At 62.2% G+C, this 26,482-nt stretch carries 23 protein-coding genes and 1 other RNA gene; 10 read left to right on the forward strand and 14 right to left on the reverse strand.

Annotated features, from left to right (window positions below):
* Positions 1-138 precede the first annotated feature (138 nt).
* Positions 139-588 (reverse strand): YcgN family cysteine cluster protein, encoded by a 450-nt coding sequence (locus JYU29_RS01325; protein ID WP_213982985.1) that lies wholly within the window; start codon positions 586-588, stop codon positions 139-141.
* 153 nt (positions 589-741) lie between these two features.
* Here JYU29_RS01325 and JYU29_RS01330 point away from each other — a divergent pair, with 153 nt between their 5' ends.
* Positions 742-2,820, forward strand: a complete 2,079-nt coding sequence (locus JYU29_RS01330; protein WP_213982986.1) for an OmpA family protein — start codon at positions 742-744, stop codon at positions 2,818-2,820.
* 75 nt (positions 2,821-2,895) lie between these two features.
* Here JYU29_RS01330 and JYU29_RS01335 read toward each other — a convergent pair whose 3' ends face one another.
* From JYU29_RS01335 to JYU29_RS01365, 7 genes are all read right to left on the reverse strand, one after another.
* On the reverse strand, positions 2,896-3,849 hold the full coding sequence (locus JYU29_RS01335; protein ID WP_213982987.1) for a 2-hydroxyacid dehydrogenase: 954 nt from the start codon (positions 3,847-3,849) through the stop codon (positions 2,896-2,898).
* A 13-nt stretch (positions 3,850-3,862) separates the two neighbouring features.
* On the reverse strand, positions 3,863-5,494 hold the full coding sequence (locus JYU29_RS01340; protein ID WP_213984192.1) for an ABC transporter ATP-binding protein: 1,632 nt from the start codon (positions 5,492-5,494) through the stop codon (positions 3,863-3,865).
* 1 nt (position 5,495) lies between these two features.
* Entirely contained in the window at positions 5,496-6,647 is a 1,152-nt protein-coding gene (locus JYU29_RS01345) for an ABC transporter permease (protein WP_213982988.1), read from the reverse strand.
* Entirely contained in the window at positions 6,647-7,729 is a 1,083-nt protein-coding gene (locus tag JYU29_RS01350) for a microcin C ABC transporter permease YejB (protein ID WP_213982989.1), read from the reverse strand. The genes JYU29_RS01345 and JYU29_RS01350 overlap by 1 nt, the downstream gene beginning before the upstream one ends.
* A 52-nt stretch (positions 7,730-7,781) precedes the next feature.
* Positions 7,782-9,662, reverse strand: a complete 1,881-nt coding sequence (locus JYU29_RS01355) for an extracellular solute-binding protein (RefSeq protein ID WP_213982990.1) — start codon at positions 9,660-9,662, stop codon at positions 7,782-7,784.
* Entirely contained in the window at positions 9,659-11,545 is a 1,887-nt protein-coding gene (locus tag JYU29_RS01360) for an extracellular solute-binding protein (protein ID WP_431192819.1), read from the reverse strand. The genes JYU29_RS01355 and JYU29_RS01360 overlap by 4 nt, the downstream gene beginning before the upstream one ends.
* Positions 11,546-11,714: 169 nt before the next feature.
* On the reverse strand, positions 11,715-12,698 hold the full coding sequence (locus JYU29_RS01365) for a c-type cytochrome (RefSeq protein ID WP_213982991.1): 984 nt from the start codon (positions 12,696-12,698) through the stop codon (positions 11,715-11,717).
* Positions 12,699-12,894: 196 nt separating this feature from the next.
* Here JYU29_RS01365 and JYU29_RS01370 point away from each other — a divergent pair, with 196 nt between their 5' ends.
* A complete protein-coding gene (locus JYU29_RS01370) occupies positions 12,895-13,626 on the forward strand; it encodes a 3-deoxy-manno-octulosonate cytidylyltransferase (RefSeq protein WP_213982992.1) in 732 nt (243 codons plus the stop codon).
* 5 nt (positions 13,627-13,631) lie between these two features.
* Entirely contained in the window at positions 13,632-14,495 is an 864-nt protein-coding gene (locus tag JYU29_RS01375) for a prephenate dehydratase (protein ID WP_213982993.1), read from the forward strand.
* 15 nt (positions 14,496-14,510) lie between these two features.
* Here the strand turns inward: JYU29_RS01375 and nudC are convergent, their stop codons facing one another.
* Together nudC and JYU29_RS01385 are read right to left on the reverse strand one after the other, a co-directional pair.
* Positions 14,511-15,452, reverse strand: coding sequence for an NAD(+) diphosphatase (nudC, locus tag JYU29_RS01380; protein ID WP_213982994.1), 942 nt, complete (start codon positions 15,450-15,452; stop codon positions 14,511-14,513).
* A gap of 20 nt (positions 15,453-15,472) precedes the next feature.
* On the reverse strand, positions 15,473-15,895 hold the full coding sequence (locus tag JYU29_RS01385; RefSeq protein WP_213982995.1) for an HIT domain-containing protein: 423 nt from the start codon (positions 15,893-15,895) through the stop codon (positions 15,473-15,475).
* A gap of 179 nt (positions 15,896-16,074) precedes the next feature.
* On the opposite strand from JYU29_RS01385, the gene ffs reads away from it, so the two are divergent.
* The 5 genes from ffs to JYU29_RS01410 all read left to right on the forward strand — a co-directional run bounded on the left by ffs (position 16,075) and on the right by JYU29_RS01410 (position 20,427).
* Positions 16,075-16,170: signal recognition particle sRNA small type (ffs, locus tag JYU29_RS01390), an RNA gene on the forward strand.
* A gap of 146 nt (positions 16,171-16,316) precedes the next feature.
* The gene (locus JYU29_RS01395) at positions 16,317-18,146 is read left to right on the forward strand and encodes a DNA polymerase III subunit gamma/tau (RefSeq protein ID WP_213982996.1); all 1,830 of its coding nucleotides are present in this window, start codon (positions 16,317-16,319) and stop codon (positions 18,144-18,146) included.
* A gap of 35 nt (positions 18,147-18,181) precedes the next feature.
* Positions 18,182-18,505, forward strand: a complete 324-nt coding sequence (locus JYU29_RS01400) for a YbaB/EbfC family nucleoid-associated protein (protein WP_213982997.1) — start codon at positions 18,182-18,184, stop codon at positions 18,503-18,505.
* 64 nt (positions 18,506-18,569) lie between these two features.
* The gene (gene recR, locus JYU29_RS01405) at positions 18,570-19,175 is read left to right on the forward strand and encodes a recombination mediator RecR (RefSeq protein WP_213982998.1); all 606 of its coding nucleotides are present in this window, start codon (positions 18,570-18,572) and stop codon (positions 19,173-19,175) included.
* A 19-nt stretch (positions 19,176-19,194) separates the two neighbouring features.
* Positions 19,195-20,427, forward strand: coding sequence for a lytic murein transglycosylase (locus JYU29_RS01410; protein ID WP_213982999.1), 1,233 nt, complete (start codon positions 19,195-19,197; stop codon positions 20,425-20,427).
* On the opposite strand, the gene JYU29_RS01415 is transcribed toward JYU29_RS01410, so the two are convergent.
* Together JYU29_RS01415 and JYU29_RS01420 are read right to left on the reverse strand one after the other, a co-directional pair.
* Positions 20,411-21,616 (reverse strand): AI-2E family transporter, encoded by a 1,206-nt coding sequence (locus JYU29_RS01415; protein ID WP_213983000.1) that lies wholly within the window; start codon positions 21,614-21,616, stop codon positions 20,411-20,413. The genes JYU29_RS01410 and JYU29_RS01415 overlap by 17 nt on opposite strands.
* A 105-nt stretch (positions 21,617-21,721) precedes the next feature.
* A complete protein-coding gene (locus tag JYU29_RS01420; RefSeq protein ID WP_213984194.1) occupies positions 21,722-22,726 on the reverse strand; it encodes an LLM class flavin-dependent oxidoreductase in 1,005 nt (334 codons plus the stop codon).
* Between the two features lie 137 nt (positions 22,727-22,863).
* Between JYU29_RS01420 and JYU29_RS01425 the strand changes: the two genes are divergently transcribed.
* Positions 22,864-23,322, forward strand: a complete 459-nt coding sequence (locus tag JYU29_RS01425) for a Kazal-type serine protease inhibitor domain-containing protein (RefSeq protein ID WP_213983001.1) — start codon at positions 22,864-22,866, stop codon at positions 23,320-23,322.
* A gap of 98 nt (positions 23,323-23,420) precedes the next feature.
* Here the strand turns inward: JYU29_RS01425 and JYU29_RS01430 are convergent, their stop codons facing one another.
* Positions 23,421-24,455, reverse strand: coding sequence for an LLM class flavin-dependent oxidoreductase (locus JYU29_RS01430; protein ID WP_213983002.1), 1,035 nt, complete (start codon positions 24,453-24,455; stop codon positions 23,421-23,423).
* A 204-nt stretch (positions 24,456-24,659) separates the two neighbouring features.
* Between JYU29_RS01430 and JYU29_RS01435 the strand changes: the two genes are divergently transcribed.
* Positions 24,660-25,064, forward strand: coding sequence for a DUF6481 family protein (locus tag JYU29_RS01435; RefSeq protein ID WP_213983003.1), 405 nt, complete (start codon positions 24,660-24,662; stop codon positions 25,062-25,064).
* A 53-nt stretch (positions 25,065-25,117) separates the two neighbouring features.
* Here JYU29_RS01435 and JYU29_RS01440 read toward each other — a convergent pair whose 3' ends face one another.
* Positions 25,118-26,395, reverse strand: coding sequence for a DNA recombination protein RmuC (locus JYU29_RS01440; protein WP_213983004.1), 1,278 nt, complete (start codon positions 26,393-26,395; stop codon positions 25,118-25,120).
* Between the last annotated feature and the right edge of the window lie 87 nt (positions 26,396-26,482).

Raw genomic sequence — 26,482 nt, forward strand, 5'->3', positions numbered from 1 at the left:
CGACGGGTCCTCAAGGCCTGATGTTGCGATGAGGATGCTTTTGTCAGGTGCGGCCTGAACTCTAAGCGAACCGGTCGTTCATATCGGGTTCAGCCGAAAGGAAGCCCGTGCGAGCGAGCGAGCGAGCAGGCAGCTGATTCAGGGCTGCTCGTCCAGAACGTGATCGAAATAATCTTCGTCGTCACGCATGTCGCTTTCGAGCGCCGTAACGCGGCCGCGCATCGAGATGCCGGCACTGTGAACGGTGTTCCGGCTTCCTGAAATCAAGTGGTGCCAGTCGAACAGATCCTTGCCTTCAGCCACCAGCTGATAAGCGCAGGTGCGCGGCAGCCAGTCGATCTCGCGAACCTTTTTCGGCGTGAGCTTCACGCAATCCGGCACCTTGCGCTTGCGCTGAAGATAATCGCTGCACTGGCATGTGCCGGCGTCAAACAGGCGGCAGGCCACGCTTGTCCAGTAGATTTCGCCGGAGTCTTCGTCTTCGAGCTTGGACAGGCAGCACTTGCCGCAGCCGTCGCAAAGCGACTCCCACTCGGCGAGCGTCATCGCTTCCAAGCTTTTGCGTTTCCAGAAGGGAGGCTGATCCATGGGGGCCATGTGACTCCTTGCGACGGCCAAATCAAGGCATCCCTTTCTTCAGGTGAATGCAACATTCACATCTCATTCAGCTCAAATCGGCTGGAACTTGTGCGACCGCGCACCATTTGGCTGCGCAACGGGACGAACGGACAAGGAGACATCATGACAAGTCGAAATACGATCCTGGCGGGAACAGCGCTGGGCCTGCTAATGGCCACAGCACCGGTTCGCGCCGAATCGGTGCCGACCAGCCTGACGCCCACAACAGGCGAAGCAACGGTACAGCGCTCGATCCTGATGGCTCAGGCAGACAGCCAGCCGGCCGAGGAAATTCTGCCGCAGACGGACCAGCCGCCGGCCGAACGCCCTGATCCGGCGGAGGAGCCTGCGAATACTCCGGCTGAACCGGCTGCCGAGCCGCAGGCGGAGGAATCTCCGGCCGCGGAGCCACAGGCAGAAGAGCCCCAGGCTGCCGAGCCTCAAGCTGAAGAACCCCAGGCCGCTGAACCCCAGGCGGAAGAACCAAGCGCCGAGCCTGCTCCTGAGCCAGAAGCTGCGCCGCAGCCGGAACCGGAAGCCGCACCTCAGGCCGAGCCGCAGCCCGAAGCCCAGCCAGAGCCGCAAGCTCAGCCAGAGCCACAGGCCGAGGAACAGCCTGAAGCACGTCCGCAATCCAGTGATGCGCAGGAAGCCGCGCCAGAACAGGCTGCGCCTGCCGAAACGCAGGACGCTCCGGCTGCTGCACCTGAAGGCGAAGCACAGCCGGCACCTGAAGCAGCGCCAGAACAACCGGCTGGCGATGCTACGTCGGGTGCCGAGCGCATGCGCCAGGATATGCGCCGCGGTGGTGATGGCGAACGTCGTCGTCCGCGTGACGGCCAGCGCGAAAACACCGGCGAACAACCGGCTGACGGCGCTCCGACTGCTCGTGAGGCAGCGCCTGCGGATGCACCGGCTGGCGAAGCACCGGCTGGCGAAGCAGCTCCCGAGGGCGCTGTGCCCGACGCGTCCCAGCCAACCACGATGGAGCAGCCGCCAGCACGCGAACCTGCTGCTGCAGACGCGCCTGCCGCTGCCCGCGAGCCGGTCGAAGGATCGCCGCTGCCGGAGAATGCCGCACCGGTTCTCGACAGCGCCAAGGAAGCAGCCCCACAGCAGCCTGAAGGTCAATCGGGTGCCGCTGCTCAGCCAGGCACGGACGGTCAGACTCAGCGTCAGGCTCAGCCCGCACAGCCTGCTGCACCGCCGCCGGCTTCCGACGCGGCAGCCCAGAGCGAACGCTCACGTCCGGTCGATATCCAGTCCGTTCGTGAAGAGCGTGGCCGTCGCATCGACGTCGATCGCGATCGTCCGCGTCGTTGGGAACAGCGCGAAAACGTCGATGTCGTAAAGGAATTCGACAACCGCATCATCCTGAACTTCGGCGGTCGTGACTTCGTGGAAAGCTCGGATCGCGACCGTTTGGGACGTAACTCGCGCGAAACCTATTACGAGGAACTGCCGCGCGGTCGGACCCGTGAAACGATCGTGCGCCGTGACGGCACGCAGGTCGTCACGATCCGCAACCAGTATGGTGACGTGATCCGTCGGTCGCGCATCACGCCGGACAACCGCGAATACGTTCTGTCCTATGTCGACGAGGACAACTACGATCGCGGTGGCGTATGGCGCGATCCGGGCGAGGACCTGCCGCCGCTCGTTCTCACCATTCCTGCTCGGGACTACATTCTCGACGCAGGCACTGTAGAAGATGAGCCGGAGCGCTACTACGACTTCCTCGACCAGCCTCCGGTCGAGAATATCGAGCGTTTGTATTCGGTTGAAGAAGTGAAGCGTTCGGCTCGTGTGCGTGACACGGTGCGTCGCGTCGATCTCGACACGATCACCTTCGCAACGGGTTCGGCCGACGTGGCTGAAAGCCAGGTCGATCGTCTGGCAGGCGTTGCCGAGGGCATGCAGAAGCTGCTCAAGCGCAACCCGGCCGAGACCTTCCTGATCGAAGGCCACACGGATGCGGTCGGCAGCGACCAGTCCAACCTGGTTCTGTCGGATCGCCGCGCCGAAGCGGTTGCCGATGCGCTGTCGCGTTACTTCGACATTCCGCCGGAGAACCTGACCACGCAGGGCTATGGCGAGCGTTATCTGAAGATCAAGACGGACGGTGCCGAACAGGAAAACCGTCGCGTTGCGATCCGCCGCATCACGGCCCTTGTCGCCCCGGCAAGCGCCAGCGCGCAGTAAAGAACGGCTTACAAGCCAAAGAAAAAGCCCGGTCAGTGACCGGGCTTTTTTCATGTCGTCTTGTAAAGGTGAGGATCAGTAGCCCGCAGCGCGATCCACCAGGTTCTGCAGCGGCTCGCCGCGATCACAGGCATCCATCTGCGCGAGCATCGGCATGGTGATGGCGCGGGGATCGGAGGGTGCTGCCGCATGGGGCGTCACGAAGACCTTGGGATGCTGCCACAGCGGGGATGCCTCCGGCAGCGGTTCGGTTTCAAACACGTCGAGGCTCGCTTCGCCGAGCGACCCATCGTCCAGGGCGCGCAGAATATCGGCCTCGCGCTGCAGACCGCCACGGCCCGCATTGATGAGCACCGATCCGCCGATTTCGTTGTCGCGCCTGATCTGGCGCAGGAGATCATAGTCGATGATGCCGCGTGTGGCGTCGGTGAGCGGGAGCAGCACGACCAGAATGTCCGTCGCCGCCAGGAAGTCCGGCAAACCGTCGGCACCGGCATAGGTCGTCATACCAGGGACTTCGGCAGGACGCCGGCTCCAGCCGTTGAGCTTGAAACCGAGCGAACCAACGGCACGCGCGGCGGTGCGTCCGAGTTCGCCGATGCCCATGAAGCCGACGGTGGTTTCGGATGAGGTCGCCTGCGAAAGCTCGTTCCATTCGCGCGCGGCTTGCTGGCGCTTGTATTGCGCACCGCGCCGGTGATGATCGAGCACGCGCCACGTCACATATTCCGCCATGTGCTGCGCGAGGTTTTCGGACACGACCCGCACGATCGGCAGGTCGGGTAGGGTGGGATCGCGCAAGACGTGATCGACGCCGGCACCCAGCGAGAAGATCGCCTTCAAATTGGGCAGGTGCCCCAGCACGCCATGCGGCTGATGCCAGGCCACGGCATAATGGATGCTCGGATCGTCTGCGCCGTTCGGCTCCGTGACCACCTCGCGTCCGGTGCGGCCAAGCAGATCGACCCAAAGCGCGTTGTCGGTCTTGTTGGTGGCAAGCAGCACCTTGCCGCGCGTTCCTTCGGTCATGTGAAGCGTTCCGTTACTGGCTGACGGCGTCGTCGGTTGACGTCTCGATCTTGAAGGCGGCAGCAATCAGCGCCTTTGTGTAATCCGTCTGCGGATTGTCGAAGATCTGCGCCGATGAACCATGCTCAACCACCTGGCCATTGCGCATCACGATCACTTCGTTGGCCAGCGCGCGCACGACCTTGAGGTCATGGCTGATGAAGAGATAGGCGAGGTCGTGCTTCTTCTGGAGGTCGCGCAGCAGATCCACAACTTGCGCCTGCACGCTCATGTCGAGCGCCGAGGTCGGCTCGTCCAGCATCACGAAGCGCGGCTTCAAGACCATGGCGCGGGCGATCGCAATGCGCTGGCGCTGGCCGCCGGAGAACTCGTGCGGGTAACGGAAGCGGGTCGCCGGATCGAGACCGACTTCGCGCAGCACGTCCACGACGCGTTGATCACGCTCATCGGCCGACAGGTCGCGTGCGTGGATCTTCAGCCCTTCCTGGATGATTTCGCTGACCGACATGCGCGGGCTGAGCGAACCGAACGGATCCTGGAACACGATCTGCAATTCATGGCGATGCGGCCGCATCTCCTTGAAGGAAAGACCGTCGATCGCCTGATCCTCGAAGCGGATTTCGCCCTTGGACGAGATCATGCGCGCCAGCGCGAGACCTAGCGTCGTCTTGCCCGAACCGGATTCGCCGACAACGCCCAGCGTCTGCCCGGCCTTCACCGTCACGTCGATGCCGTCGACGGCCCGCACATAATCAACGGTCTTGCGGAAGAAGCCCTGCTTGATCGGGAAGTGAACCTTGATGTCCTTGCCCGACATGACCGTTTTGGCCGTGGGATCAGCCGGCGGCGGCGCGCCTTTCGGCTCGGCGGCCAGGAGATGTCGGGTGTATTCGTGCTGCGGATTGGCGAAGATTTCCTGCGTCGGCCCTTCTTCCACGATCCGGCCCTTGGTCATCACGCAAACACGATCGGCAATGCGCCGGACGATGCCGAGATCATGGGTGATGAACAGCATCGACATGCCATGCGTGGTCTTGAGTTCGCCGAGCAGCTTCAGGATCTGCGCCTGAACCGTGACATCGAGCGCGGTGGTCGGCTCGTCGGCGATCAAGAGCTTGGGTCGGTTCGCCAGCGCCATGGCGATCATCACGCGCTGCCGTTGCCCGCCCGAAAGCTGATGCGGATAGGCCGACAACCGCTTTTCCGGCTCGCGAATGCCGACTTCGCGCAGCAGTTCCAGGGTCCGCTCCTTGGCCTGTGCGTCGCGCATGCCCTGATGCAGCTTCAGGATCTCGCCGATCTGCTGCTCGATCGTATGCAGCGGATTGAGCGAGGTCATCGGCTCTTGGAAGATCATGGTGACGTCGTTGCCGCGTACTTTGCGCAACGCGTTCTCATTCGCCCCAAGCAGATCCGTGCCCTCAAACAGGATCTGACCGCTCGGATGGCTGGCGGGCGGGTAGGGCAGCAGCTTCAGCACGGACAGCGCCGACACCGACTTGCCCGAACCGGATTCGCCGACCAGCGCTACAGTCTCGCCCTTGGCGATATCGAAGGACACATGATCAACGGCCAGGCTTTCGCGCCCGCCTTGAGTGAAGGCAACCGACAGATCGCGGACGGAAAGAAGCGGCTGGGTCACGATCTCACCGGAAGGTCTTGCGCGGATCAAAGGCGTCGCGTGTGGCCTCGCCGATGAAGATCAGCAGCGACAGCATGATGGACAACACCAGGAAGCCCGAAATGCCGAGCCATGGCGCGTTGAGATTGCGCTGCCCCTGCCGCAGCAATTCGCCGAGCGACGGCGAGCCGGGCGGCAGGCCGAGGCCGAGGAAGTCGAGCGAGGTGAGCGTCGTGATCGAACTGTTCAAGATGAACGGCAGGAAGGTCAGCGTCGCGACCATGGCATTGGGCAGGAGATGGCGCGTCATGATCGTGCGATTCCCGACGCCCAACGCGCGTGCGGCGTTCACATATTCGAAGTTGCGCGCCCGCAGGAACTCCGCTCGTACCACGCCGACAAAGGCCACCCATGAGAACAGGAGCATGATGCCGAGCAGGATGAAGAAGCCCGGCGGCAGGACGGCGGCGATGATCAGGATCAGGTAGAGCACGGGAATGGACGACCAGATCTCGATGAAGCGCTGCAGAAGCAGGTCCGTCCAGCCGCCGAAATAACCCTGCACGGCGCCAGCGGACACACCGATAATGGCGGATGCGAAGGTCAGAACCAGGCCGAACAGAACCGAAATGCGGAAGCCGTAGATTACGCGCGCCAGCACGTCGCGTGCCGAATCGTCCGTGCCGAGCCAGTTCCAGTTGCCCAGCGTGCAGTTCGGGTCCTCGGCACCGAGCGGATAGCGCGAACAGCGCTCTTCCGTCGAATACATCCAGGAAGGCTTGGCGGGTGCCGCGGCCGGGATGTCGTTGTTGACCGTTCTGTAGGAATAGCGGATCGGCGGCCAGATCAGCCAGCCATTGGCCTCGATCTCGTCGCTGATCACCGGATCGCGGTAGTCGGTGACAGCGTAAAAGCCGCCGAACTTTTCTTCCGGATAATCAACAAGCACCGGGACGAGGATTTCGCCCTTGTAGGAGGCGAGGATCGGGCGGTCATTGGCGATGAGTTCGGCGCCCAACGACAAGATGAACAGGACGAGGAAGATCCAAAGCGACCAGTAGCCGCGGCGGTTCGCCTTGAAGCTTTCCCAGCGGCGTTTGTTCAGCGGCGAAAGCCATGGGCGCGCGGCGCGATCGCGCACCTGTTCCACTTCGGCCTTGAGCTGGATTTCCGACATCAGACGTCCCGGCTCTCGAAGTCGATGCGCGGATCGATCCAGGTGTAGAGGAGATCCGACAGAAGACCGACCAGCAGGCCCACAAGCGAAAAGATATAAAGCGTGGCAAACACCACGGGATAATCGCGGTCGATCACGGAGCGATAGCCGAGCAGTCCCAAGCCATCGAGCGAGAAGATGTTTTCGATCAGAAGCGAGCCGGTGAAAAAGGCCGAAATGAAAGCGCCCGGAAAGCCGGCGATCACGATCAGCATCGCATTGCGGAAGACGTGGCCGTAAAGCACCTGCCGCTCGGACAGGCCTTTGGCGCGGGCCGTGACGACATACTGCTTACGGATTTCTTCCAGAAACGAGTTCTTGGTCAGAAGCGTCGTGGTGGCGAAGGCCGACAGCACCATGGCCGTCAGCGGTAGCGCCAGATGCCAGAAGTAATCGAGGATCTTCATCGGCCAGGACAGTTCCGACCAGTTCTCGGAGGTCAGGCCGCGGAGCGGGAACCAGTCGAAAAACGATCCGCCGGCGAACATCACCATCAGGAGGATCGCAAACAGAAAGCCTGGAATGGCATAGCCGATGATGACGATACCCGACGTCCATACATCGAAGCTCGAGCCGTCCTTGACTGCCTTGCGGATGCCCAGCGGGATCGAGATCAGATAGGAGATCAGCGTGATCCAAAGGCCGAGCGAAATTGACACCGGCATTTTCTCGATGATCAGGTCGAGAACCGAAATGTCGCGAAAGAAGCTCTCGCCGAAGTCAAAGCGCAGATAATTGCCGAGCATGCCGAAGAAGCGGCTGTACCAGGGCTGATCGAAACCGAACTGCGCTTCCAGCTGCTTGATGAAGGCGGGATCGAGGCCCTGCGCGCCGCGATATTGCGAACTGTCGCCGCTGCCGGCAGCCTGGCCGCTGTCTCCGCCGCCACCTGACAGCATGTCGCTGCCCTGACCGGAGAGTTTGGCGATCACCTGTTCGACCGGACCGCCGGGCGCGAACTGGATCACCAGGAAGGACACGGCCATGATGCCGAAAATGGTCGGAACCATCAGCAGCAATCGGCGCAGGATATAAGCGCCCACTAGATCACCATTCCATGCTGCTCAGTCGCTTGATGCGTCAAACCTTGCCTCGTCACGCCTTGCCGATTGCCTTGGCTTTCGCCGGATCGACCCACCACAAGCGCTCGACGGGGAAGCCGTAATCCGGCTTCGGCTCCTTGAAGCCGAACATGTCCCAGAAGCTCGCCCGATGATTCGCCAGGTAGTACTGTGGAATCCAATCGCGGCGCGCGCGCAAGACCCTGTCGAGCGCCCGCATTGCCACCACCAGCATCTCGCGTGTTTCCGCGCGGCCCACGGCATCGATCAGGGCATCGACGGCGGGATCGGCCGTTCCAGGCAGATTGCGCGATCCCTCACGATTGGCGGTCTTCGAATGGAAGAAGGTTTCCATCTCGTCGCGGGTGGGCGTGGCGGTGAAGCTGGCGGCAACGCTGATCATGTCGAAGTCGAAGCTGGCCTGGCGTGCCTGATATTGCGCCGGATCAACAAGCCGCACGGAGGCATCGATGCCGATCGCGCGCATGTTCTCGACCAAAGGCGCATCCCGGCGCGCGAGGCCATCATCATTGACCAGAAGCTCGATCGTCAGGCGCTCGCCGTCGCGGTTCTGCAGAAAGCCGTCGCGCCGTTCGAACCCCGCATCGGTCAAAAGGCTCTGCGCACGCGATAACAGTGCGCGATCGCGGCCGGAGCCGTTGGAGCGGGGCTGCATGACTGGATCGCCGAACACGGACGGTGGAAGCTGGCTGCGCAGCAATTCGAGCAGCGCGAGCTCTTCGCCTTGCGGCGTGCCTTCGGCGCGAAAGTCGGAGAGTTCGAACAGGGAGTTGGACCGGACATAGCCGTCATAAAACAGGTTACGGTTGGTCCATTCGAAATCGAAGCACAGGCCGATCGCCTCGCGCACCCGCGCGTCCTTGAAGCGGTTGCGGCGCTGGTTCACGGCCCAGGCCTGCATCGTCGGGCGCTTTTCCGACGGGAATTCCCGCTTGGCGACGCGTCCGTCGTTGATCGCCGGGAAGTTGTAGCCTGTTGCCCAGACACGGCTCGTATATTCCTGGCGAAACAGTATCTCGCCCTTCTTGAAGGCCTCGAAAGCGGCCTGCCGTTCGCGATAGAATTCGATGCGGATACGGTCGAAGTGATCCAGCCCTTTGTTCAAAAGCAGATCGCGGCCCCAGTAATCTGGCAGGCGCTCATATTCGATCGTTTGACCAGCCTGCACCTGCCCCACCTTGTAGGGACCGGAGCCCAGAAGAGGTGTCATCGGTTCGTTGTCGAAGCCGCCGCGCTCCTCGATATTGGCGCGGGACAGAATGGGATAGGTCGCAACCGCCAGGATCGCACGCGGCGACTGGTTGCCATCAAACACCAGCCGCACCGTGTCGGAAGACAGGACCTCGGCCGCACGTAGGTCGACCAGGGGCAGAGCGAGGTCGGGATGCCCCTGATCCTTCAGGAGCATGTAGCTTGCCGCAACATCCTCAGGTGTGATCGGCGTGCCGTCATGGAAGCGCGCTTGCGGCCGCAGCTTGAAGACCCAGCTGTTGCGGTCGGCGGCAATCGAAACGGTTTCTGCAACCAGACCATACAGCGCATCCGGCTCATCGAGCGCCGAGCCCATGAGGGAGTCGAAGCAAAGCTCCATGCGGGGCGGTGCGTCGCCACGCAGAATGAAGCTGTTCAGCGTGTTGAAGGTCTGCGTGTTCTGGTTGAAATACCACGACGACGGCGTGAAGTTGAACGTTCCACCACTGGGCGCGTCCGGCGACGCGTAATCGAGTTGGGTGGCTTCGGGCGGATATTTCAGCGCGCCGAAAGCCGACAGACCGTGCATCGGCGTGTCGGTCGGGGCGGCAGCGAAAGCCGTTCGTCCGAACGCCGGTGCAAAAACGGCGGCACCGGTCAGCGCCAGAAAAGAACGCCGAGGGATCGAAGCACCGAACCTCAATTGACGCTCCGGTATTTGGCCGCCAGAGCCTGTTCCTTGGCCGGATCGATCCACCAGGAATCAACATCGACGCCTAGATAGCTCGGCTGCTTTTCCGGGATGCCGAACTTGTTCCAATACGCGACCCAGATGTTTGGTCGGCTATATTGCGGCACCACGAAGTAGTTCCACAAAAGCACGCGATCAAGCGCGTGCGTTGCCGCAATGAGGTCTTTACGGTCGGTGGCGAAGATCACCTTGTCGATGAGGGCATCCACCACGGGATCCTTGATGCCCATCGTGTTGCGCGATCCGGGCGTATCGGCTGCCTGTGTGCTCCAATAATCGCGCTGTTCGTTTCCGGGCGATTCCGTTTGCGGCAGACTTTCGGTGATCATGTCGAACTCGAAAGCCCGCGTGCGGTTTACATACTGGCTGGCATCCACGATCCGAAGCGTGGCATCGATGCCGAGCTTGCGAAGGTTCTGGAGGTAAGGGCCGGCGATGATCTCGTCCGTCGGGCCGCTGCCTAGAAACTCGATCTTCATCTGCTCGCCTTGAGCGTTCACCAGTTTGCCGCCCTTGATCTCCCATCCGGCCTTACGGAACAGCTGCACCGCTTCGCGCAGATGCGCGCGTTCGGATTGCGGCGTGTCGAACACCGGCAGCTTGAAAGGCTCGGTGAAAAGCTCGGGCGGAAGCTGGTCGCGGAACGGTTCGAGGATCTCGAGTTCGCGTGCTTCCGGCACACCGCTGGAAGCAAGCTCGCCACCCGGATAGAAGCTCGAAATGCGTGTGTTCAGCCCGAAAAAGGCCTGCCGGTTCTGCGTTTCGAAGTCGTAAGCCAGCGTCAAAGCGTGCCGGACATCGCGGTTCTGGAACTGCGGGCGGCGAAGGTTCAGGGCAAAGGCCTGCATGCGCATGTAGGCTGATGCGGGATATTCGTTCTTCAACACGTCGCCGGCTTCAACGGCCGGGAAATTATATTCGGTCGACCAGCGCCGCGAGCTGTTTTCCATGCGCACATCCTGCAGGCCGCCCTTGGTGAAGGCCAGCCAGGCGGCATTGTCATCCTGGATGTAAACATATTTGCGCCGGTCGAAATTGTTGCGGCCGACATTCACCGCGATGTCCGCGCCCCAGTAATCCTCAACACGGGTCCAGTTGATTTCAGCGCCGGGGCGGAATGGACCGATCTTGTAGGGGCCCGAACCAAGCGGTGCTTCCAGCGTCGGCTGCGTGATGTCGCGCTTCTTGCCTTGCGCATCCGTGCCTTCCCACCAGTGCTTGGGCAGAACGGTGAGATCGCCGAGGATATGCGGCAGTTCGCGGTTGCCCTTCTGGTCGAAGCGGAACTCGATCTCTCGATCGTTCAGCGCCACGGCTTCCGTGACGTTGGCGTAATAGCGATTGTAGAGCGGGCTGTTGGTCTTCAGCACGTTGAAGGACCAGACGACGTCTTCGGCCGTCACCGGCTTGCCGTCATGCCAGCGCGCGTTCGGGTTCAACCGATACGTGGCAGAGGAAAAGTCGTCGGGATGCTTCATGGCATCGGCCAGAAGCGGGCGGCTGGTGCCCGGCTCTTCCAGCGACTGCTGGAACAGTGTTTCCCACAAAAGGCCGCCGAAGTTCGACAGACCCGCAGCCGCCGTTCCTCTGACGATGAAGGGGTTGAAGCTGTCATAGGTGCCGGACGCCACAGAATTGAGCGTGCCACCCTTGGGCGCATCCGGATTGACATAGGAATAGTGTGCAAACGGCGCGTCGGCTTCCTCGCTCTCGATCAGTGACGAGGATGTGCGCCATTCCTGCGCTGCCGTCGGTTGAGCTGCGGTGAGCCAGATCATGGCCGCCGCTCCGAAGGTTTGAACAAGGCTGTTGCGCAGGCGATAAGACATCGTCACCTCAGGTCAGGAAACAGGTGAAGCTTTGCAAGACAGTTTGGCAAAACAAGGTGGCATGGCAAGAGGCTTTGCCGAAACAGAAAAAGCCGGGGTGAACCCGGCTTTTTCATGAATGGTGCATGACAATCGCGTGACGCGGCGCATAGGAGGCCGACGTCCTTGAGCGCGATCAGGGTGTGGTCGTTGCCGGAGCCGCCGGAGCCGCGCCGCCTTCAGCCGGCGCTGGTGCACCGTCCGTTGGAGCAGCGTTGCCCTGCGGTGCAGTTGCACCACCCTCGGCGGGAGCGGCCGGTGCAGCGGGAGCAGCGCCACCTTCCGCCGGAGCCGGCTCGTTGGTGGTCGGAGCGGCTGCGCCAGCCGGGGCGGAACCCTGGTTCGGCTGCGGTTCGCCGCTCGAAGACGGGCTGGCCGTCGGTGCTTCGCCTTCCGGAACTTCCACGGCAGGTGTCTGCGGCAGTGGAGCGCCGGTCACGCCCGACGAACCGCTGTCTTCCACGGCTGCCGGATTTGCCGGCTGGCCGGCATCGGAAGCCGGTGCTTCCGATGCCGAACCTTCGGCATTGGCGCCCGATTCTTCCGGCGTTGCGCCTGCACCCTCGGCCGGCACTTCCGGAAGCGGAACTTCAGAGTCGGCCGTGGTGCGCAGGTAAGCGATCAGGTTGGCGCGATCGGTCGGGCTCTTGAGGCCCGCAAAGCTCATCGCCGTGCCCTTCACTACAGCCTTGGGCGCTGCGATGAAGTGGTCGAGGTGCTCGTAATCCCAGGCCTGTTCCTGCGCAGCATAGTCCTTCATGCCGGCCGAATAGCTGAAACCTTCATGGGACGCGATCGGACGCGTCACGATGTTCCAGAGGTTCGGGCCGATCTTGTTGGCACCGCCGGCATCGTCCGTGTGGCAGGTGGCGCAACGCTTGAACAGCGTTTCGCCGGCAGCAGCGTCCGCGCTCTGCATACGCACTGCGATCGGCTCCTCGGTCGGCTCATCGCTGCCACCCTTGGCACCGGCTTCCGGCTCTGCGGCTGCAATGGCGAAGCCTGGCGTTTCCGGCGTCGGCGATGCGAACAAAGCTTCGGAAACGATGCTGATCGAGAAGACGATGAACACGGTCCCCAGCAGAGCGCCGATGATCTTGTTCATTTCAAAAGAATCCATGCGGATACCGCTCCCTGCCTCGATCTCCCGGTCGGCGCATTTTTGTTGCCCGCGCCGAATCCCCATACCGGCAGCAAAGCCGGTAAAATCGGCGGGAAACTAGGTCTTTTGCGGAAGGGTTGCAACACCTATAAGAACGCCGCCGCATGTGGCGATTTGACACTTTCATGCCCTCGAACCGGACTGTTCAGCTTCCATGTCGATCCTTGTTCTGATCCCCGCGCGACTGGCTTCCACCCGCCTGCCGGGCAAGCCTTTATCCGACATAGCTGGAAAGCCGATGGTCGTGCGCGTCGCCGAACAGGCCACTTCGGCCAATCTCGGCCGTGTGGTTGTGGCGGTGGATGCGCAGGAAACCTTCGATGTTGTGACCGCGCATGGCTTCGAAGCCGTGATGACGCGGATCGACCATGAATCCGGTTCTGACCGCATTTTCGAGGCGCAGACCCTTCTCGATCCTGACGGCAGCGTCGACACGATCGTCAATGTTCAGGGCGATCTGCCGACGGTGGAACCGGAGATCATCCGCGCCGCCGTCGATCTTCTGCAGGACGCGGCCGTGGACATCGGCACGCTCGGCGTGGAAATCACCCGCGAAGAAGAAAAGACCAACAAGAACGTCGTGAAGATCGTCGGCTCGCCCAACACACAGGGCGGATTGCGCGCGCTGTATTTTACCCGCGCGACGGCGCCCTGGGGGCAGGGACCGCTTTACCACCATGTCGGCCTTTACGCTTACCGCCGCCGCGCTCTGGAGCGCTTCGTGTCCTTGCCACCCTCTACCCTTGAGCGTCGCGAAAGCCTGGAGCAGCTGCGTGCGCTGGAAGATGGCATGCGCATCGATGTCGCGCTCGTGGATGCCGTACCGCTTGGCGTGGACACCGCCGAAGATCTCGAACGCGCCCGTGAACTCCTGTCCCGGAACTGATTGATATGATTGCTCGAACCAACCGCATCTCGTTTCAGGGCGAGCCCGGCGCCAATTCGGATACTGCCTGCCGTGACATGTTTCCGGACATGGAGCCGCTGCCGTGCCCGACCTTCGAGGATGCGTTCAACGCCGTTGAATCCGGCGCTGCCGATCTCGCGATGATCCCGATCGAAAACACGATCGCGGGCCGCGTCGCCGACATCCACCATCTTCTGCCTGAATCGCGGCTGCATATCGTCGGCGAATATTTCCTGCCGATCCATTTTCAGCTGATGGTGCTGCCCGGTGTGGCGCGCGAGGAGATCAAATCGGTCCACAGCCATATTCATGCGCTGGGCCAATGCCGCAAATATATCCGTTCCAACAGCTGGAAGCCGGTGATTGCCGGCGATACGGCGGGTGCGGCCAAGCTCGTGGCTGAAACGGCGGATCGTACGATGGCCGCCCTGTCGCCTCGGCTTGCCGCAAGCCTTTATGGTCTCGATATCCTTGAAGAGAATGTCGAAGACACCGACACCAATGTCACCCGCTTCGTGGTGCTGTCGAAGGAAGACAAGCGCGCGCCGCGCCTTGCTGCCGACGAGCGCATGATGACGACGTTCATGTTCCGCGTCCGCAACGTGCCGGCCGCCCTTTACAAGGCGATGGGTGGCTTTGCGACCAACGGCGTCAACATGACCAAGCTCGAAAGCTACCAACTCGGCGAATTCACCGCGACGCTGTTTTACGCCGATATTGAAGGGCATCCCGACGATTACAACGTGACGCTCGCGCTGGAAGAGCTGCAGTTCTTCTCGCGCGAAGTGCGCATTCTCGGTGTTTATCCGGCCAGCCAGTCCCGCGACGAGTGGAAGCTGGCCGACTAAGCGCCGGGCAAGACTTCAATCCTGATCCGCCCAGAAGCGGATCAGGTGGCTGGCGATCGCACCTTGCGGCGGCACGAGCAGACCCTCGGGGTGGCCCCCGGCAATCATGGCGCGGACCTCCGTCCGGCTGAACCAGCGGCAGTCCTCCAGTTCCGTCAGATCGGGCTGAATGTCGTCGTTCAAGGCTTCACCGAAGCAGCCGATCATCAGCGAATGCGGAAACGGCCAGGGCTGGCTTGCATGATAAGCGACGCGCCCGATCCGGATACCGGATTCCTCCAGCGTTTCGCGCCGCACGGCATTCTCGATCGTTTCGCCCGGCTCGATGAAGCCCGCCAGTGTGGAAAACATGCCGGGCGCGAAATGTGGGCTGCGGCCTAACAGACAACGATCATCCCTGACGGTCAGCATGATCGCCACGGGATCGGTGCGCGGGAAATGCTCGGCAGCGCAGTTTGAACAAACACGCTTGTAGCCGCCGATGCGGCTTTCGGTCTGATGGCCGCAACGGCCACAAAAGCGATGCGTGCGGTTCCAGATGGCCAGCGAAGCGGCCTGTGCCAGAGCGCCGAGCGTAGCTGAATCGAGCAGGCCTTGCGAATAGATCGAGCGATGATCGATCGCCTTGAGGTTGGCCGGCAAAGTCTCGGGATCAAGCTCGGTGTCCAGCGCAAGCAGTGGACCTCCATCGTCATGCCCGAGCAGGATCGCGTCGGCAGGCTTCTGTTCAAGCGCCTCGACTTCCTGACGTGTGAAGAAGGGTGCGACCGTCTCGCCTTCCAGGCGCAGCACCAGCCTTGAGCCGGAAAGCAGCATCAGCCGTGTATGCGGGTCCTGCAGGGCACGTGGAACGCAATCATCGTCGCGTGTTTCGGATTGCCGGTCGAGCACATTGCCGGCAAAGCCGACAAAGGCGCTGGGCTCACGCTCGGGGCGGTCGAACAGAAAGAAAGCCATAGGTGCTCCGGCTCGAGATTTCAGAGTGCGGCCTGCACCCGAGCCGACAGGTCGTGAATGGCTTCGCGACGATAGGGTTCGCGCAGACCATGGCCCCAAACGGGGCCGGGCCAGGCGGGATCGCCGGGGTTGCGTGCAATCACATGGATATGCAGCTGGCGCACGATGTTGCCCAGCGCGCCCGTATTGATCTTTTCGCAGCCGGTAAGCTTCTTCAGCCCTTCCGCAACCATGTTGGTTTCGAAGGTGAGCATGGTTTGGTCGAGCGGGGTGAGCTCGTGCACCTCGGCGATCCTTTGCCGCTGCGGAATGAGGATCAGCCAAGGCCAGCGACTGTCGTTCATGAGCCGCAGCTCGCACAGGCTCAGCCACATCACGTGCTCGCTATCGCCTTCAAGACGCGCGTCGAGCGCAAACCCGACCGTGCGGTGCGGCGTGTCCATGAAACAATCCCCGTAAACTGCAAAGAGCTTGAAACAATGAGGCTAGTCCCGCCCGTGAAAGCTCGCAAGCCATGGCGCGGCATGGGGTAAAGATTCATTTTCTGCATCACACATTTGCCACGCCGCGATCGACACTCACCGCTTGCAAAACCCGTTCTGATTGACGATATGAGCCCCGGGAGGTTGGCTGGTGGACGATCCACTCGCCAACCGGGTCAGGTCCGGAAGGAAGCAGCCCTAACGATTCTGGAACGGGTCATCGTGTCAGCCTCCCACCGTCTTGCCCTTCAAGGTCGGGCAAGCATCGTCCGCATTGACGCGGCGTATCAAAGAATGTCCGCGTTGACGCGGCGTATCTGGCGCAGGACAATCGGCGCGCCGTGAGTCGAACAGCCCGTTTCAAAAGGAAGAGCGCGAGCGCATGAGCGAAGCTGGACAAGGGTCGTCGAGCGCCGCGGGCTACCGCGTTCTTGCCCGCAAGTACCGGCCGGCCGATTTCACCACGCTGATCGGCCAGGAGCCGATGGTGCGCACCCTCACCAACGCTTTCGACACTGGCCGCGTCGCCCAGGCCTGGATGCTGACAGGTGTGCGTGGTGTCGGCAAAACTACCACCGCCCGCATTCTCGCCCGTGCGCTGAACTACAAGACAGCTGAGATCGATCGGCCATCCGTGGCACTGGAAGCGCTGGGCGAGCATTGCCAGGCCATTATGGAAGGCCGCCATGTCGACGTGATCGAGATGGATGCGGCGTCTCATACCGGCATCGACGATATCCGCGAGATCATCGAGCAGGTGCGTTATGCGCCGGTTTCCGCGCGCTACAAAGTCTACATCATCGACGAAGTTCACATGCTGTCGACGCAGGCCTTCAACGGCCTGTTGAAGACGCTTGAAGAACCGCCGCCGCATGTGAAATTCATCTTCGCGACAACTGAAATCCGCAAGGTGCCGATCACGGTGCTGTCGCGCACGCAGCGCTTCGACCTGCGCCGCGTCGATGCCGCATTGCTGACGGGCCACCTCGGCTCCATTGCTGAGAAAGAAACGATCACCGTCGAGCCGGAAGCGCTGGCGATGATTGCACGCGCGGCTGAAGGCTCGGTGCGTGACTCGCTGTCGATCTTCGATCAGGCGATCGCCCATGGCTCCGGCACGGTGACGGCAGAGGCTGTTCGCGCCATGCTCGGTCTGGCCGACCGTACGCGCGTGATCGACCTGTTCGAGCACATCATGCAAGGCGATGTCGCGGCGGCTTTGGGCGAGCTGCGCGCGCAATATGACACCGGCGCTGATCCGGCGACCGTGCTCACCGATCTCGCCGAGTTCACCCATCTTGTGACGCGCCTGCGCTATGTGCCGGAAGCGTCAGAAGATGCCTCGCTATCCGAAGCGGAGCGCATGCGCGGTTCGGCGCTGTCGCAGACCCTGTCGGTGCGGGTGTTGTCGCGCGCCTGGCAGATGCTCTTGAAGGGCATCACGGAGGTTCAGACTGCCGCTCGCCCGGTGAGTGCGGCCGAAATGGTGTTGATCCGCTTGGCGCATGCCGCCGAACTGCCGACGCTGGATGACGTGCTCAAAGGCAATGGCGCTGCGCCGTCTGAAACGCGACCGTCCGGCAATGGTGGTGGACGCCCGTCGCTTCCTTCCGGCGGCAATGGCGGTGGGGGAGCGGCTTCGGCTGTATCGACCGCGCGCATGATGCCGGCAGGTGGTGGCGCGCAAACGATGCGGCTGGTGCAGACCGAGGCATCGCCAGCACCGGCGATGCAGACGGCTGTTCAGCCTGCGCCTGAGCCGACCGTCAAGGTTGCCTCGCTCAACGATATCGTTGCGCTGGCCGAAGCGGCGCGCGACATGCCGTTCAAGATCGGCGTCAAGGGTTGCGTTCGGCTGGTTCGCATCGAGCCGGGCAAACTCGAGATCAACCTCACCGAAGATGCGCCGCGCACGCTCCTGACCGACATCCAGAATCGTCTGTCGAAATGGACGGGTATGCGCTGGCTGGTCACGGTTTCGCGCGAAGAAGGCGGTCAGACGCTGGCCGAGATCGAAACGCAGAAGCGCGAAAGCGCAAGGATGGAAGCGGAGGCGGATCCGACCGTGGCCGCCATTCTCGCCGCGTTCCCGCGTTCCAAGATCATCGATATCCGCATTCCGGAAGCCGCAGACGATGTCGAGCTCGATCTGGACAATCCCGTGATCGATCCGGGGATTGATCCGGGCCTCGACGATCCCGACGAACTCTAGAAACAAGCCTCACGAACTCTAACAAGGATGTCCGTATGAAGGATCTCATGGGCCTTATGAGCAAGGCCAAGGAAATGCAGGCCAAATTCCAGACGATGCAGGAAGAGATGGCGACGATCGAGGCGACCGGTCAGTCCGGTGGCGGCCTCGTTTCGATCACGCTGTCGGGCAAGTCCGAGATGAAGGCGCTCAAGATCGATCCGTCGCTCATCAAGGCTGAGGAAGCCGAGATTCTCGAGGACCTGATCCTTGCCGCGCACAACGACGCGCGCGCCAAGGTCGAGGCCATCACGCAGGAAAAGACCCGCGAGATGACGTCCGGCCTGCCGCTGCCGCCCGGCATGAAGCTGCCTTTCTAAGCTGAAACGCTTGATTTTTTTCGGGGCTGGCATCTGCCGGCCCCTTGGCTTTTGGTGACGCACCATGTCGAAACGTATCGTCGGACCCGAGATCGAGAAGCTGATCCAGCTCCTGGCCAAAGTGCCGGGGCTCGGGCCTCGCTCGGCCCGCCGTGCGGCCCTGCACCTGATCAAGAAGAAGGAGCAGCTGCTCGGACCGCTGACGGTTGCGATGGGCGATGCACTCGAGAGAGTGCGGATCTGCTCGCGTTGCGGCAATATCGATACGGTCGATCCCTGCATGATCTGCTCCGATCCGCGCCGCGATACCGGCACGATCATTCTGGTTGAAGACGTGTCGGATCTCTGGGCGCTGGAGCGGGCAGGGGCCATGAACGCGCAGTTTCATGTTCTGGGCGGCACGCTGTCGCCGCTGGATGGTGTCGGACCGGACGATCTCAACATCCGCGGCCTTGTTTCGCGTGTGGCAGAAGGCGGGGTGAGCGAGGTCATCATCGCCGTGAATGCCACGGTCGAAGGCCAGACCACGGCGCATTACGTGACTGATCAGCTGGCTGACATGAACGTGAAGATCACGCGGCTCGCGCATGGCGTACCGGTGGGGGGCGAGCTGGATTATCTCGACGAAGGCACGCTGACGGCGGCGCTGCGCTCGCGAACAGCATTCTGAACGCTTGGAGGATAGATCGATGAAGACACGGCTTTCCATAGTCATCGCATTGATCCTGTTGAGCTTTTCGGGTGCGGCGCAAGCGCAGAGCGTTGATGCGCAGTATCGCACCTGGCTCGATCAGAGCCTTTGGCCGGATGCCAAGGCGGCGGGTGTGTCGCGCGCGACCTTCGATGCGGCCTTCAAGGGTGTCACGCCGAACCTGAAGCTGCCGGACCTCGTTTTGCCAGGGCAGAAACCGGCAACGCCGAAAAACCAGCATCAAGCGGAGTTCGGTGCGCCCGGCGCATATTTCGCTGAGAAAACAATTGGTTCGGTGCAGGCCGGTGGGCGGGCGCGGGCAAGCGAACATGCGCGGACGCTGCGTGCGGTGGAACAGCGTTTCGGCGTTCCGTCTGGTATCGTGCTGGCGATCTGGGGGCGTGAATCCGGTTTCGGGCGCGCCAAGATCCCCTATGACGCCATCGAGGTTCTGAGCACCAAGGCGTTTTTGTCGACCCGTAAGGACTTGTTTCGAAAGGAAACTCTGGCGGCGCTCCAGGTTCTGGAGAAGGGTTGGGCGGCCAAGTCCGACATGAAATCCTCATGGGCCGGCGCACTTGGGCAGCCGCAGTTTCTGCCGTCATCCCTGATCAACCATGCGGTGGATATGGATGGCGACGGTAGGCGCGATATCTGGACTTCGGTGCCGGATACGCTGGGTTCGATCGCCAATTACTTGGCACATCATGGCTGGCAGACAGGGCGCGACTGGGGTTTCGAAGTCACGCTGCCGCGGTCGATTGCGTGCTCTTTGGAGGGGCCGGACCGGGGTAAAAGCTTCGCAGATTGGGCGAAACTTGGCGCAAAACGGGTGAGTGGCAGCGCATTTCCGGCAAAAGAAATGTCCAAAGAGGGCTTTTTGCTGCTTCCAGCGGGCACCAACGGGCCAGCTTTCATCGTCACGCCGAACTTCTACGTGTTGAAGGACTACAACACGAGCGACCTGTATGCGCTCTTCGTCGGCAACGCTGCCGATCGAATCACGGCAGGCGGCAGCGCCTTCAAAGGCAAATGGGGGAGCGTGGACAAACTATATCGCTCCGACGTCGCCGCCATGCAGCGCGGGCTCGAAAAACAGGGCTACGATGTCGGCGGTGCGGATGGCTTACCGGGCTACAAGACGCGGCGCTCGATCGGCGAGTGGCAGGCCAAGAACGGCATGACGCCGACCTGCTTCCCGAGCGCCGATCTCGTCAAGGCTGTGCACTAGTCACCACATCGAGAACGGCAGGACCGGATTTGGGCGCCTCGGGCAGCGCTGGATCCGGTGCCGTTTCCGCCGGCTCCATGCTCTGCTGCGCGGCAAGGAAATTGCCCATCGACTGCAGGCTTTCGAAGTTGTCGCAGAAGACCTTGATCACCACCAGCAGCGGCACGGCGATCAGCGCGCCGACGAGGCCCCAGAGCCACGACCAGAAGGCAACGGCGATGAAGATGGCGACGGCATTCAGTTCCAGCCGGCGTCCGAGGATCAGCGGTGTCAGCAGCTGACCTTCCATGAGGTTGCAGAACAGAACGAAGCCCGGACCAAGCAGCGCGTAAGACAGCGAGTCGAAGCTGACGATCGAAATCACGCCCACAACCAGCATGGTGGTCAGCGCGCCGATATAGGGCAGGAAGTTGAACAAGGCGGCCATGACGCCCCAGAGGATGGCGTTCGGCACGCCGATGATCCAAAGGCCGGTACCGATGGCGACGCCGAGGCCGCTGTTGATCAGAGCGATGGTCAGAAGGTAGCGCGAAATCTCGCGCTCGACGTCATAGACCACGCGCAAGGCGCGCTTCTTGTCGGACATGCGGCCGAAGGACTGGACGATCTTTTCGTAGAACATCTGGCCCGAGGCCAGGAGAAACAGCGCCAAAACGAGCGTGATACCGATAGAGGTTCCGATCGACAGCACCGACCCGGCAGCACGGCTGACGACGCCGGGTTGGGCGAGGGCGACCTGCTCGATGTTCGGATCGGTGACCTGACCGGTCATCGTGTCGAACTGCTGCATGATGTCGTTGATGCGCTCGATCGGCCGCTGAAGCTGACGCAAACGTTCCGCCAGGGTGCGGCCGATGCTCGGCGCATCGTTCACCAGCGTAATGGCGGGACCGCTGACCACATAGGCGAGCAAGCCGAACACGGTGGCGAATGCCACCACGAGCAGGGTTGCCGAAAGAGCCGACGGCACACCACGCTTGCGCAGGAAGCGCACGATCGGCGTGAGCGTCATGGCAACGAGAAAGGCCAGAACCACTGGCATGAAAAAGTCGCGGGCGAAATACAAGGCACTGCACGCGGATATGAGGAACAGACCCAACACGAGCCGGCGCAGTTTGGCGAGGTCACTCGATGCAGTTTCGGCGATCGAGGCTTCATCCGTAGAAACCGCGGCTGGCGTATTGCTCATAAAAGATCCCGGCCCCCGCTTGTCGCGAAATGCGAGCGCCGGGATTGGCACCTAACGCAAAGCGTCCCTGCAGGTTCCCCTGGAGGAGCCTGCAAGGACCGATGATCAGGCGGCTGCGGCCGGCAGAGCTTGGTAAAGGTCCGACATAAGGCCGAACGAGCGCTTGCGCGCCTCGTGATCGTGGATCATCGCGGTGACCATCAGCTCATCGGCACCGGTGCGCTGGATAAAGGCTTCCAATCCGCGCTTCACCGTGTCCGGCGAGCCCACAAGGGCGGCTGCCAGTGCATGATCGAGCACCATGCGGCCGTTCATGTCGAGCTGGTCTTCGTAATCGCGCACGGGTGCCGGCAGAAGGCCGGGGCGACCGGAGCGCAGATTGACGAATGACTGTTGCTGCGAACTGAACAGGTATTTCGCTTCCTCATCCGTGTCGGCCACCACGACGTTGACGCCAAGCATCAGGTAAGGCTTCGCCAGGGTTTCGGACGGCTCGAAGCGCTGGCGGTAGATGGCGATCGCGTTGTCGAGTTCGGCCGGCGCGAAATGCGAGGCGAAGGCATAGGGACGACCCAGCATGGCGGCGAGCTGCGCGCCGTAAAGGCTGGAGCCGAGGATCCACACTGGTACATCGAGCCCGGCACCGGGCACGGCCTGAACGCGCTGGCCTTCCTGTACGGGCTGGAAATAGTTCATCAGTTCCACGACGTCGTTCGGGAAGCTGTCGACGCCATTTTCGAGATTGCGGCGCAGAGCGCGGGCAGTCAGCATGTCCGTTCCCGGCGCGCGGCCGAGACCGAGATCGATGCGCTCGCCATACAGCGCGGCCAGCGTGCCGAACTGTTCGGCAATTACCAATGGCGCATGGTTCGGTAGCATGATGCCGCCGGCGCCCACGCGAATGGTGGACGTGCCGTTGGCGATGTGGCCGATCACCACGGCCGTCGCCGCGCTGGCGATGCCCGGCATGTTGTGATGCTCGGCCAGCCAATAGCGGTTGTAGCCAAGCGCCTCGGCATGACGGGCGAGATCGAGTGAGTTTTTCAGTGACTGGGCGGCAGTGCTGCCGGACGGCACGGGCGAAAGATCGAGAACGGAGAGCAGGGTCATGCTGCTGATATAGGTATGCCGGATTTCAGGTCCAAGATGGGTAGGCAATCGCGCCGCATTGCCTTGTTGATGGTCATCCGGCAAAGTGTGGCAACGAAGCTGCGCAGTCTTGCAGCCGATTCTTTGAAGGAGACGGGATGTCGCTCAACGGAAAAGCTGTTGCACGCTGTGCGCGGATTGCTGTGCTTGGACTGGCTGCGTTTGCAGCAAGCTGCACGGCGGGCGGCGTTGTTTACGAGGCTCACACTGTGCCGGTTCGTCCCGGCCCTCCATCGCGTCCGGATCAGGTCTGCACGCGTGAATTCGCACCGGTCTGCGGCGAGCGCCGCGGCGATCGCCGGACCTTCCCCAATGCCTGCGTCGCCGATACGTCCGGCTTCCGCGTCGCTTACGGCGGCGAATGCCGTCGTGGACCGCAAAGCGGACCGCGCCCCGGCTTTGGACCGGGACCATCGCGTCCGCCGCAGTCCGACCGTTTCTGCACGCGCGAGTTCAAGCCTGTTTGTGCGCGTCGCGGTGGCCGCGAACGGACCTTCCCGAATGCTTGCGAAGCCGACAATGCAGGCTTCCGCATCGTCGATCGCGGACCTTGCTGATCGGCTGAAACAAAGTGAAAAGGGCTTCGCCTCAAAGCGGAGCCCTTTTTTGTTGCCGGCCACGGGAGCATGGCCTTGCCAATCGGTGCCGCGCCGCCTCAGCCTGCGGAAACGGCCTTGCGCACTTCCGGTGCGACCTTGGTTCCAAACAGCTCGATCGCCTTCATGATCTGGTGATGCGGCATCAGGCCGATCGCCATCTGGATCAGGAAACGATCGAACTTGAACAGCGCGTGGTTGGCGAGGATCTTGTCGACCACCTCGGCTGGACTGCCCACGAAGGCCGCACCGCGTGGTGACCGGGCCGCTTCGAAATGCTCGCGGTTTGTCGGACCCCAGCCGCGTTCGCGACCAATGCGGTTCATCACCTCGGCCTGCGGACCATACCACTCATCGGCAGCCGCCTGACTGGTTTCGGCGACATAGCCATGCACGTTGATGCTGGTGGGCAAGGACGCGGCGTCGTGGCCGGCGCGCTGGGCGGCCTGACGGTAGAGGTTGAACAAGGGCGCGAAGCGATGCGGTTCCCCACCGATGATGGCGAGCGCCAGCGGCAGAGCGAGATGACCGGCGCGCGCCACCGACTGCGGCGTGCCGCCAACGGCAATCCAGATCGGCAGCTTTTCCTGCAAGGGGCGGGGATAAACGGCGCGGCCATGGATCGACGGCCGCATCTTGCCTTCCCAGGTGATCTCGACTTCGTCGCGCAGCTTGATCAGGAGATCGAGCTTTTCGGAATACAGCTCGTCGTAGTCTTCCAGCTGATAACCGAACAAGGGAAAGGACTCGATGAAGGAACCGCGTCCGGCCATGATCTCGGCGCGGCCGTTCGACAGAAGATCGAGCGTGGCATATTGCTGGAACACCCGCACCGGATCGTCGGAGGACAAAACGGTAACCGCGCTCGAGAGGCGGATCTGCTTCGTGCTGCGCGCTGCGGCGGCGAGGATCACGGCGGGCGCGGAGGCCGCGTAGTCAGGCCGGTGATGTTCGCCCAGGCCGAACACGTCGAGACCGACCTGATCGGCCAGTTCGATCTCCTCCATCAGGTTCTTCAAGCGCTCGGCCGGTGCTTCGCCGGAGTTGGCGCGGGCGGGATCGACATCGGCGAATGTGTAGAGACCAAGCTGCATGGCGCATCTCCTTCTTGTCGTGCCAGATCTATGATGCCGGCTTGGCAGAGGCCAGATGGTGCTGGTGAACAGTCTTTCTTGCGATTCAAAGCGCAACAAAGCGGCAGTGTGACCCAAAAGCCGCGTCTAGGGTCTTGAAACTGACGGCGCGAGTCCTCATTACACACCTATCCCCAAGATAGATTGTATGGAGAGGCGGCGGCATTGGCTCGCTTTAAGGAACAGGATTTCGCGGATCGTCAAAAGGCAGCCAACGAGGCAAAGCAGGCTATGCTTGCGCGCTTCAAGGCAAAGCCGGCTGAGGACGATCCGGCAGTACAGGCTCGCAAGGCCGAACGACAGGCAATCGTTGAAGCCCGCGCCAAGCGCGAGGAAGAAAAAGCGCGCATGAAGCGCGAGCGTGAAGAGCAGGAAGCAGCCGAGCGCGTCGCGCGCGAAGCAGCCGAAGCCGAAGCGCTGCGCCTGGCCGAGGAAGAAGCCCAGCGCGAAGCGCTCGCAAAGGCCGAAGCCGAGAAGGACCAGATCGCACGCCTTCTGGCCGACGAAGCCGATCGCAAGGCCAAGCGCGATGCGAAATACGCAGCCCGCAAGGCTCGCGTGAACCGCTAAACGGTTCTCAGAAGATAAGAAAAAAGGCGGTCCGATGGGCCGCCTTTTTTTGTTCAGTCTTCATCCACCACGCGCAGATGCAGCTGCGCCGATCGCACATCGCTGCCGGCTCTTGGCTCCGGGCCCGATTTCGGCTCGTGAATGGTGCGCCCCTGGCGCGGCGGCGCGGGCGCGTCCTCGCCGACGGTCTCGCTGCCAAGCTCGAGCGCTTCGATCTTCGCGCCGCGGCTGGTGAGCTTCTTGGTGGATACGAGGATGTCGTCAATGTCCTTTGTTGTTTGGCCGAAATGGCCCTGCAGCTTGCGCACGCGATCGTCCAAGCGACCCACATCTTCCATCAAGCGCACGACCTCGCGCTGGATGAGGTGGGCTTGTTCGCGCATGCGGGCATCCTTCAGGATCGCCTGCACGACCTGGATCGACAGCATCAGGAGCGAGGGCGACACGATCACCACGCGGGCACGATGCGCCTTTTGCACGATCGCCTCAAAGTGCTCGTGGATCTCTGCGAAGATCGATTCCGAAGGCACGAACATGAAGGCTGTGTCCTGCGTTTCCTGCGGGATCAGGTACTTGTCGGCGATCGCGCGCACATGGATCTCGATGTCGCGCCGGAACGCCTGTGTGGCCATGCGCTTTGCCGTGTCGTCTTCGGCCGCGCGGATCGCGTTCCAGGCTTCCAGCGGAAACTTGGCGTCGATCACGAGCGACGGCGTGTTGTTGGGCATGCGGATGAGGCAATCCGGGCGGTTGCCGTTGGAGAGCGTCGCCTGAAACTCGTAGCCGCCTTGCGGCAGCCCATCGGCCACGATCGCTTCCATGCGGCTTTGGCCAAAGGCGCCGCGCGTCTGCTTGTTGGACAGGATCGCCTGCAGCTGCACGACCTGGCCGGCGAGCGACTGGATGTTGTTTTGCGCTGTGTCGATCGCCACCAGCCGCTCCTGCAGGCGGGCGAGGTTTTCGTGCGTGGCGCGGGTTTGTTCGGTGAGCGAATGGCCGAGCCGGTTGGTCATGCCGTCGAGCCGCTCGCCGATCGAGCGGTTGAGCTCGGCCTGACGGGAAGAAAACACCTCCGCCAGCGCGCCCATGCGGCCCTGCATCTCGGATTGTGCTTGAAGAAGGGCGGCCATGCGCTGTTCGTTCTGCCGCGCGCGCTCCAGCGCTTCGGCCTGCAGCGCGGCCTGTCCGCCGGTGGCGCGGCGCAGAGCGAGCACGAACAGGAACACCAGAACGCCCACCAGAATGGCACCCACAACCAGCGCCATTCCCAATGAAACGGTGCTGGCGCCCAGGCGAAACAGCGGTGTGGACAGGTCGGGAACACGGTTCATCGGAGAAGCCTATGCGATTCGAAGGATCTGCATAAGATCAAAACATGAACATTGCGTTTGGGATCGTTGACGGCGATGATGCGAAGA

Source organism: Tianweitania aestuarii (assembly GCF_018457165.1).
Lineage (GTDB): Bacteria > Pseudomonadota > Alphaproteobacteria > Rhizobiales > Rhizobiaceae > Tianweitania > Tianweitania aestuarii.

What these genes read in the sequence shown, in the direction of transcription:
- JYU29_RS01325 (WP_213982985.1), bottom strand. Translation starts at nt 588, where the DNA reads ATGGATCAGCCTCCCTTCTGGAAACGCAAAAGCTTGGAAGCGATGACG.
- JYU29_RS01330 (WP_213982986.1), top strand. Translation starts at nt 742, where the DNA reads ATGACAAGTCGAAATACGATCCTGGCGGGAACAGCGCTGGGCCTGCTA.
- JYU29_RS01335 (WP_213982987.1), bottom strand. Translation starts at nt 3,849, where the DNA reads ATGACCGAAGGAACGCGCGGCAAGGTGCTGCTTGCCACCAACAAGACC.
- JYU29_RS01345 (WP_213982988.1), bottom strand. Translation starts at nt 6,647, where the DNA reads ATGTCGGAAATCCAGCTCAAGGCCGAAGTGGAACAGGTGCGCGATCGC.
- JYU29_RS01365 (WP_213982991.1), bottom strand. Translation starts at nt 12,698, where the DNA reads ATGGATTCTTTTGAAATGAACAAGATCATCGGCGCTCTGCTGGGGACC.
- JYU29_RS01370 (WP_213982992.1), top strand. Translation starts at nt 12,895, where the DNA reads ATGTCGATCCTTGTTCTGATCCCCGCGCGACTGGCTTCCACCCGCCTG.
- JYU29_RS01375 (WP_213982993.1), top strand. Translation starts at nt 13,632, where the DNA reads ATGATTGCTCGAACCAACCGCATCTCGTTTCAGGGCGAGCCCGGCGCC.
- nudC (WP_213982994.1), bottom strand. Translation starts at nt 15,452, where the DNA reads ATGGCTTTCTTTCTGTTCGACCGCCCCGAGCGTGAGCCCAGCGCCTTT.
- JYU29_RS01385 (WP_213982995.1), bottom strand. Translation starts at nt 15,895, where the DNA reads ATGGACACGCCGCACCGCACGGTCGGGTTTGCGCTCGACGCGCGTCTT.
- JYU29_RS01395 (WP_213982996.1), top strand. Translation starts at nt 16,317, where the DNA reads ATGAGCGAAGCTGGACAAGGGTCGTCGAGCGCCGCGGGCTACCGCGTT.
- JYU29_RS01400 (WP_213982997.1), top strand. Translation starts at nt 18,182, where the DNA reads ATGAAGGATCTCATGGGCCTTATGAGCAAGGCCAAGGAAATGCAGGCC.
- recR (WP_213982998.1), top strand. Translation starts at nt 18,570, where the DNA reads ATGTCGAAACGTATCGTCGGACCCGAGATCGAGAAGCTGATCCAGCTC.
- JYU29_RS01410 (WP_213982999.1), top strand. Translation starts at nt 19,195, where the DNA reads ATGAAGACACGGCTTTCCATAGTCATCGCATTGATCCTGTTGAGCTTT.
- JYU29_RS01415 (WP_213983000.1), bottom strand. Translation starts at nt 21,616, where the DNA reads ATGAGCAATACGCCAGCCGCGGTTTCTACGGATGAAGCCTCGATCGCC.
- JYU29_RS01420 (WP_213984194.1), bottom strand. Translation starts at nt 22,726, where the DNA reads ATGACCCTGCTCTCCGTTCTCGATCTTTCGCCCGTGCCGTCCGGCAGC.
- JYU29_RS01425 (WP_213983001.1), top strand. Translation starts at nt 22,864, where the DNA reads ATGTCGCTCAACGGAAAAGCTGTTGCACGCTGTGCGCGGATTGCTGTG.
- JYU29_RS01430 (WP_213983002.1), bottom strand. Translation starts at nt 24,455, where the DNA reads ATGCAGCTTGGTCTCTACACATTCGCCGATGTCGATCCCGCCCGCGCC.
- JYU29_RS01440 (WP_213983004.1), bottom strand. Translation starts at nt 26,395, where the DNA reads ATGAACCGTGTTCCCGACCTGTCCACACCGCTGTTTCGCCTGGGCGCC.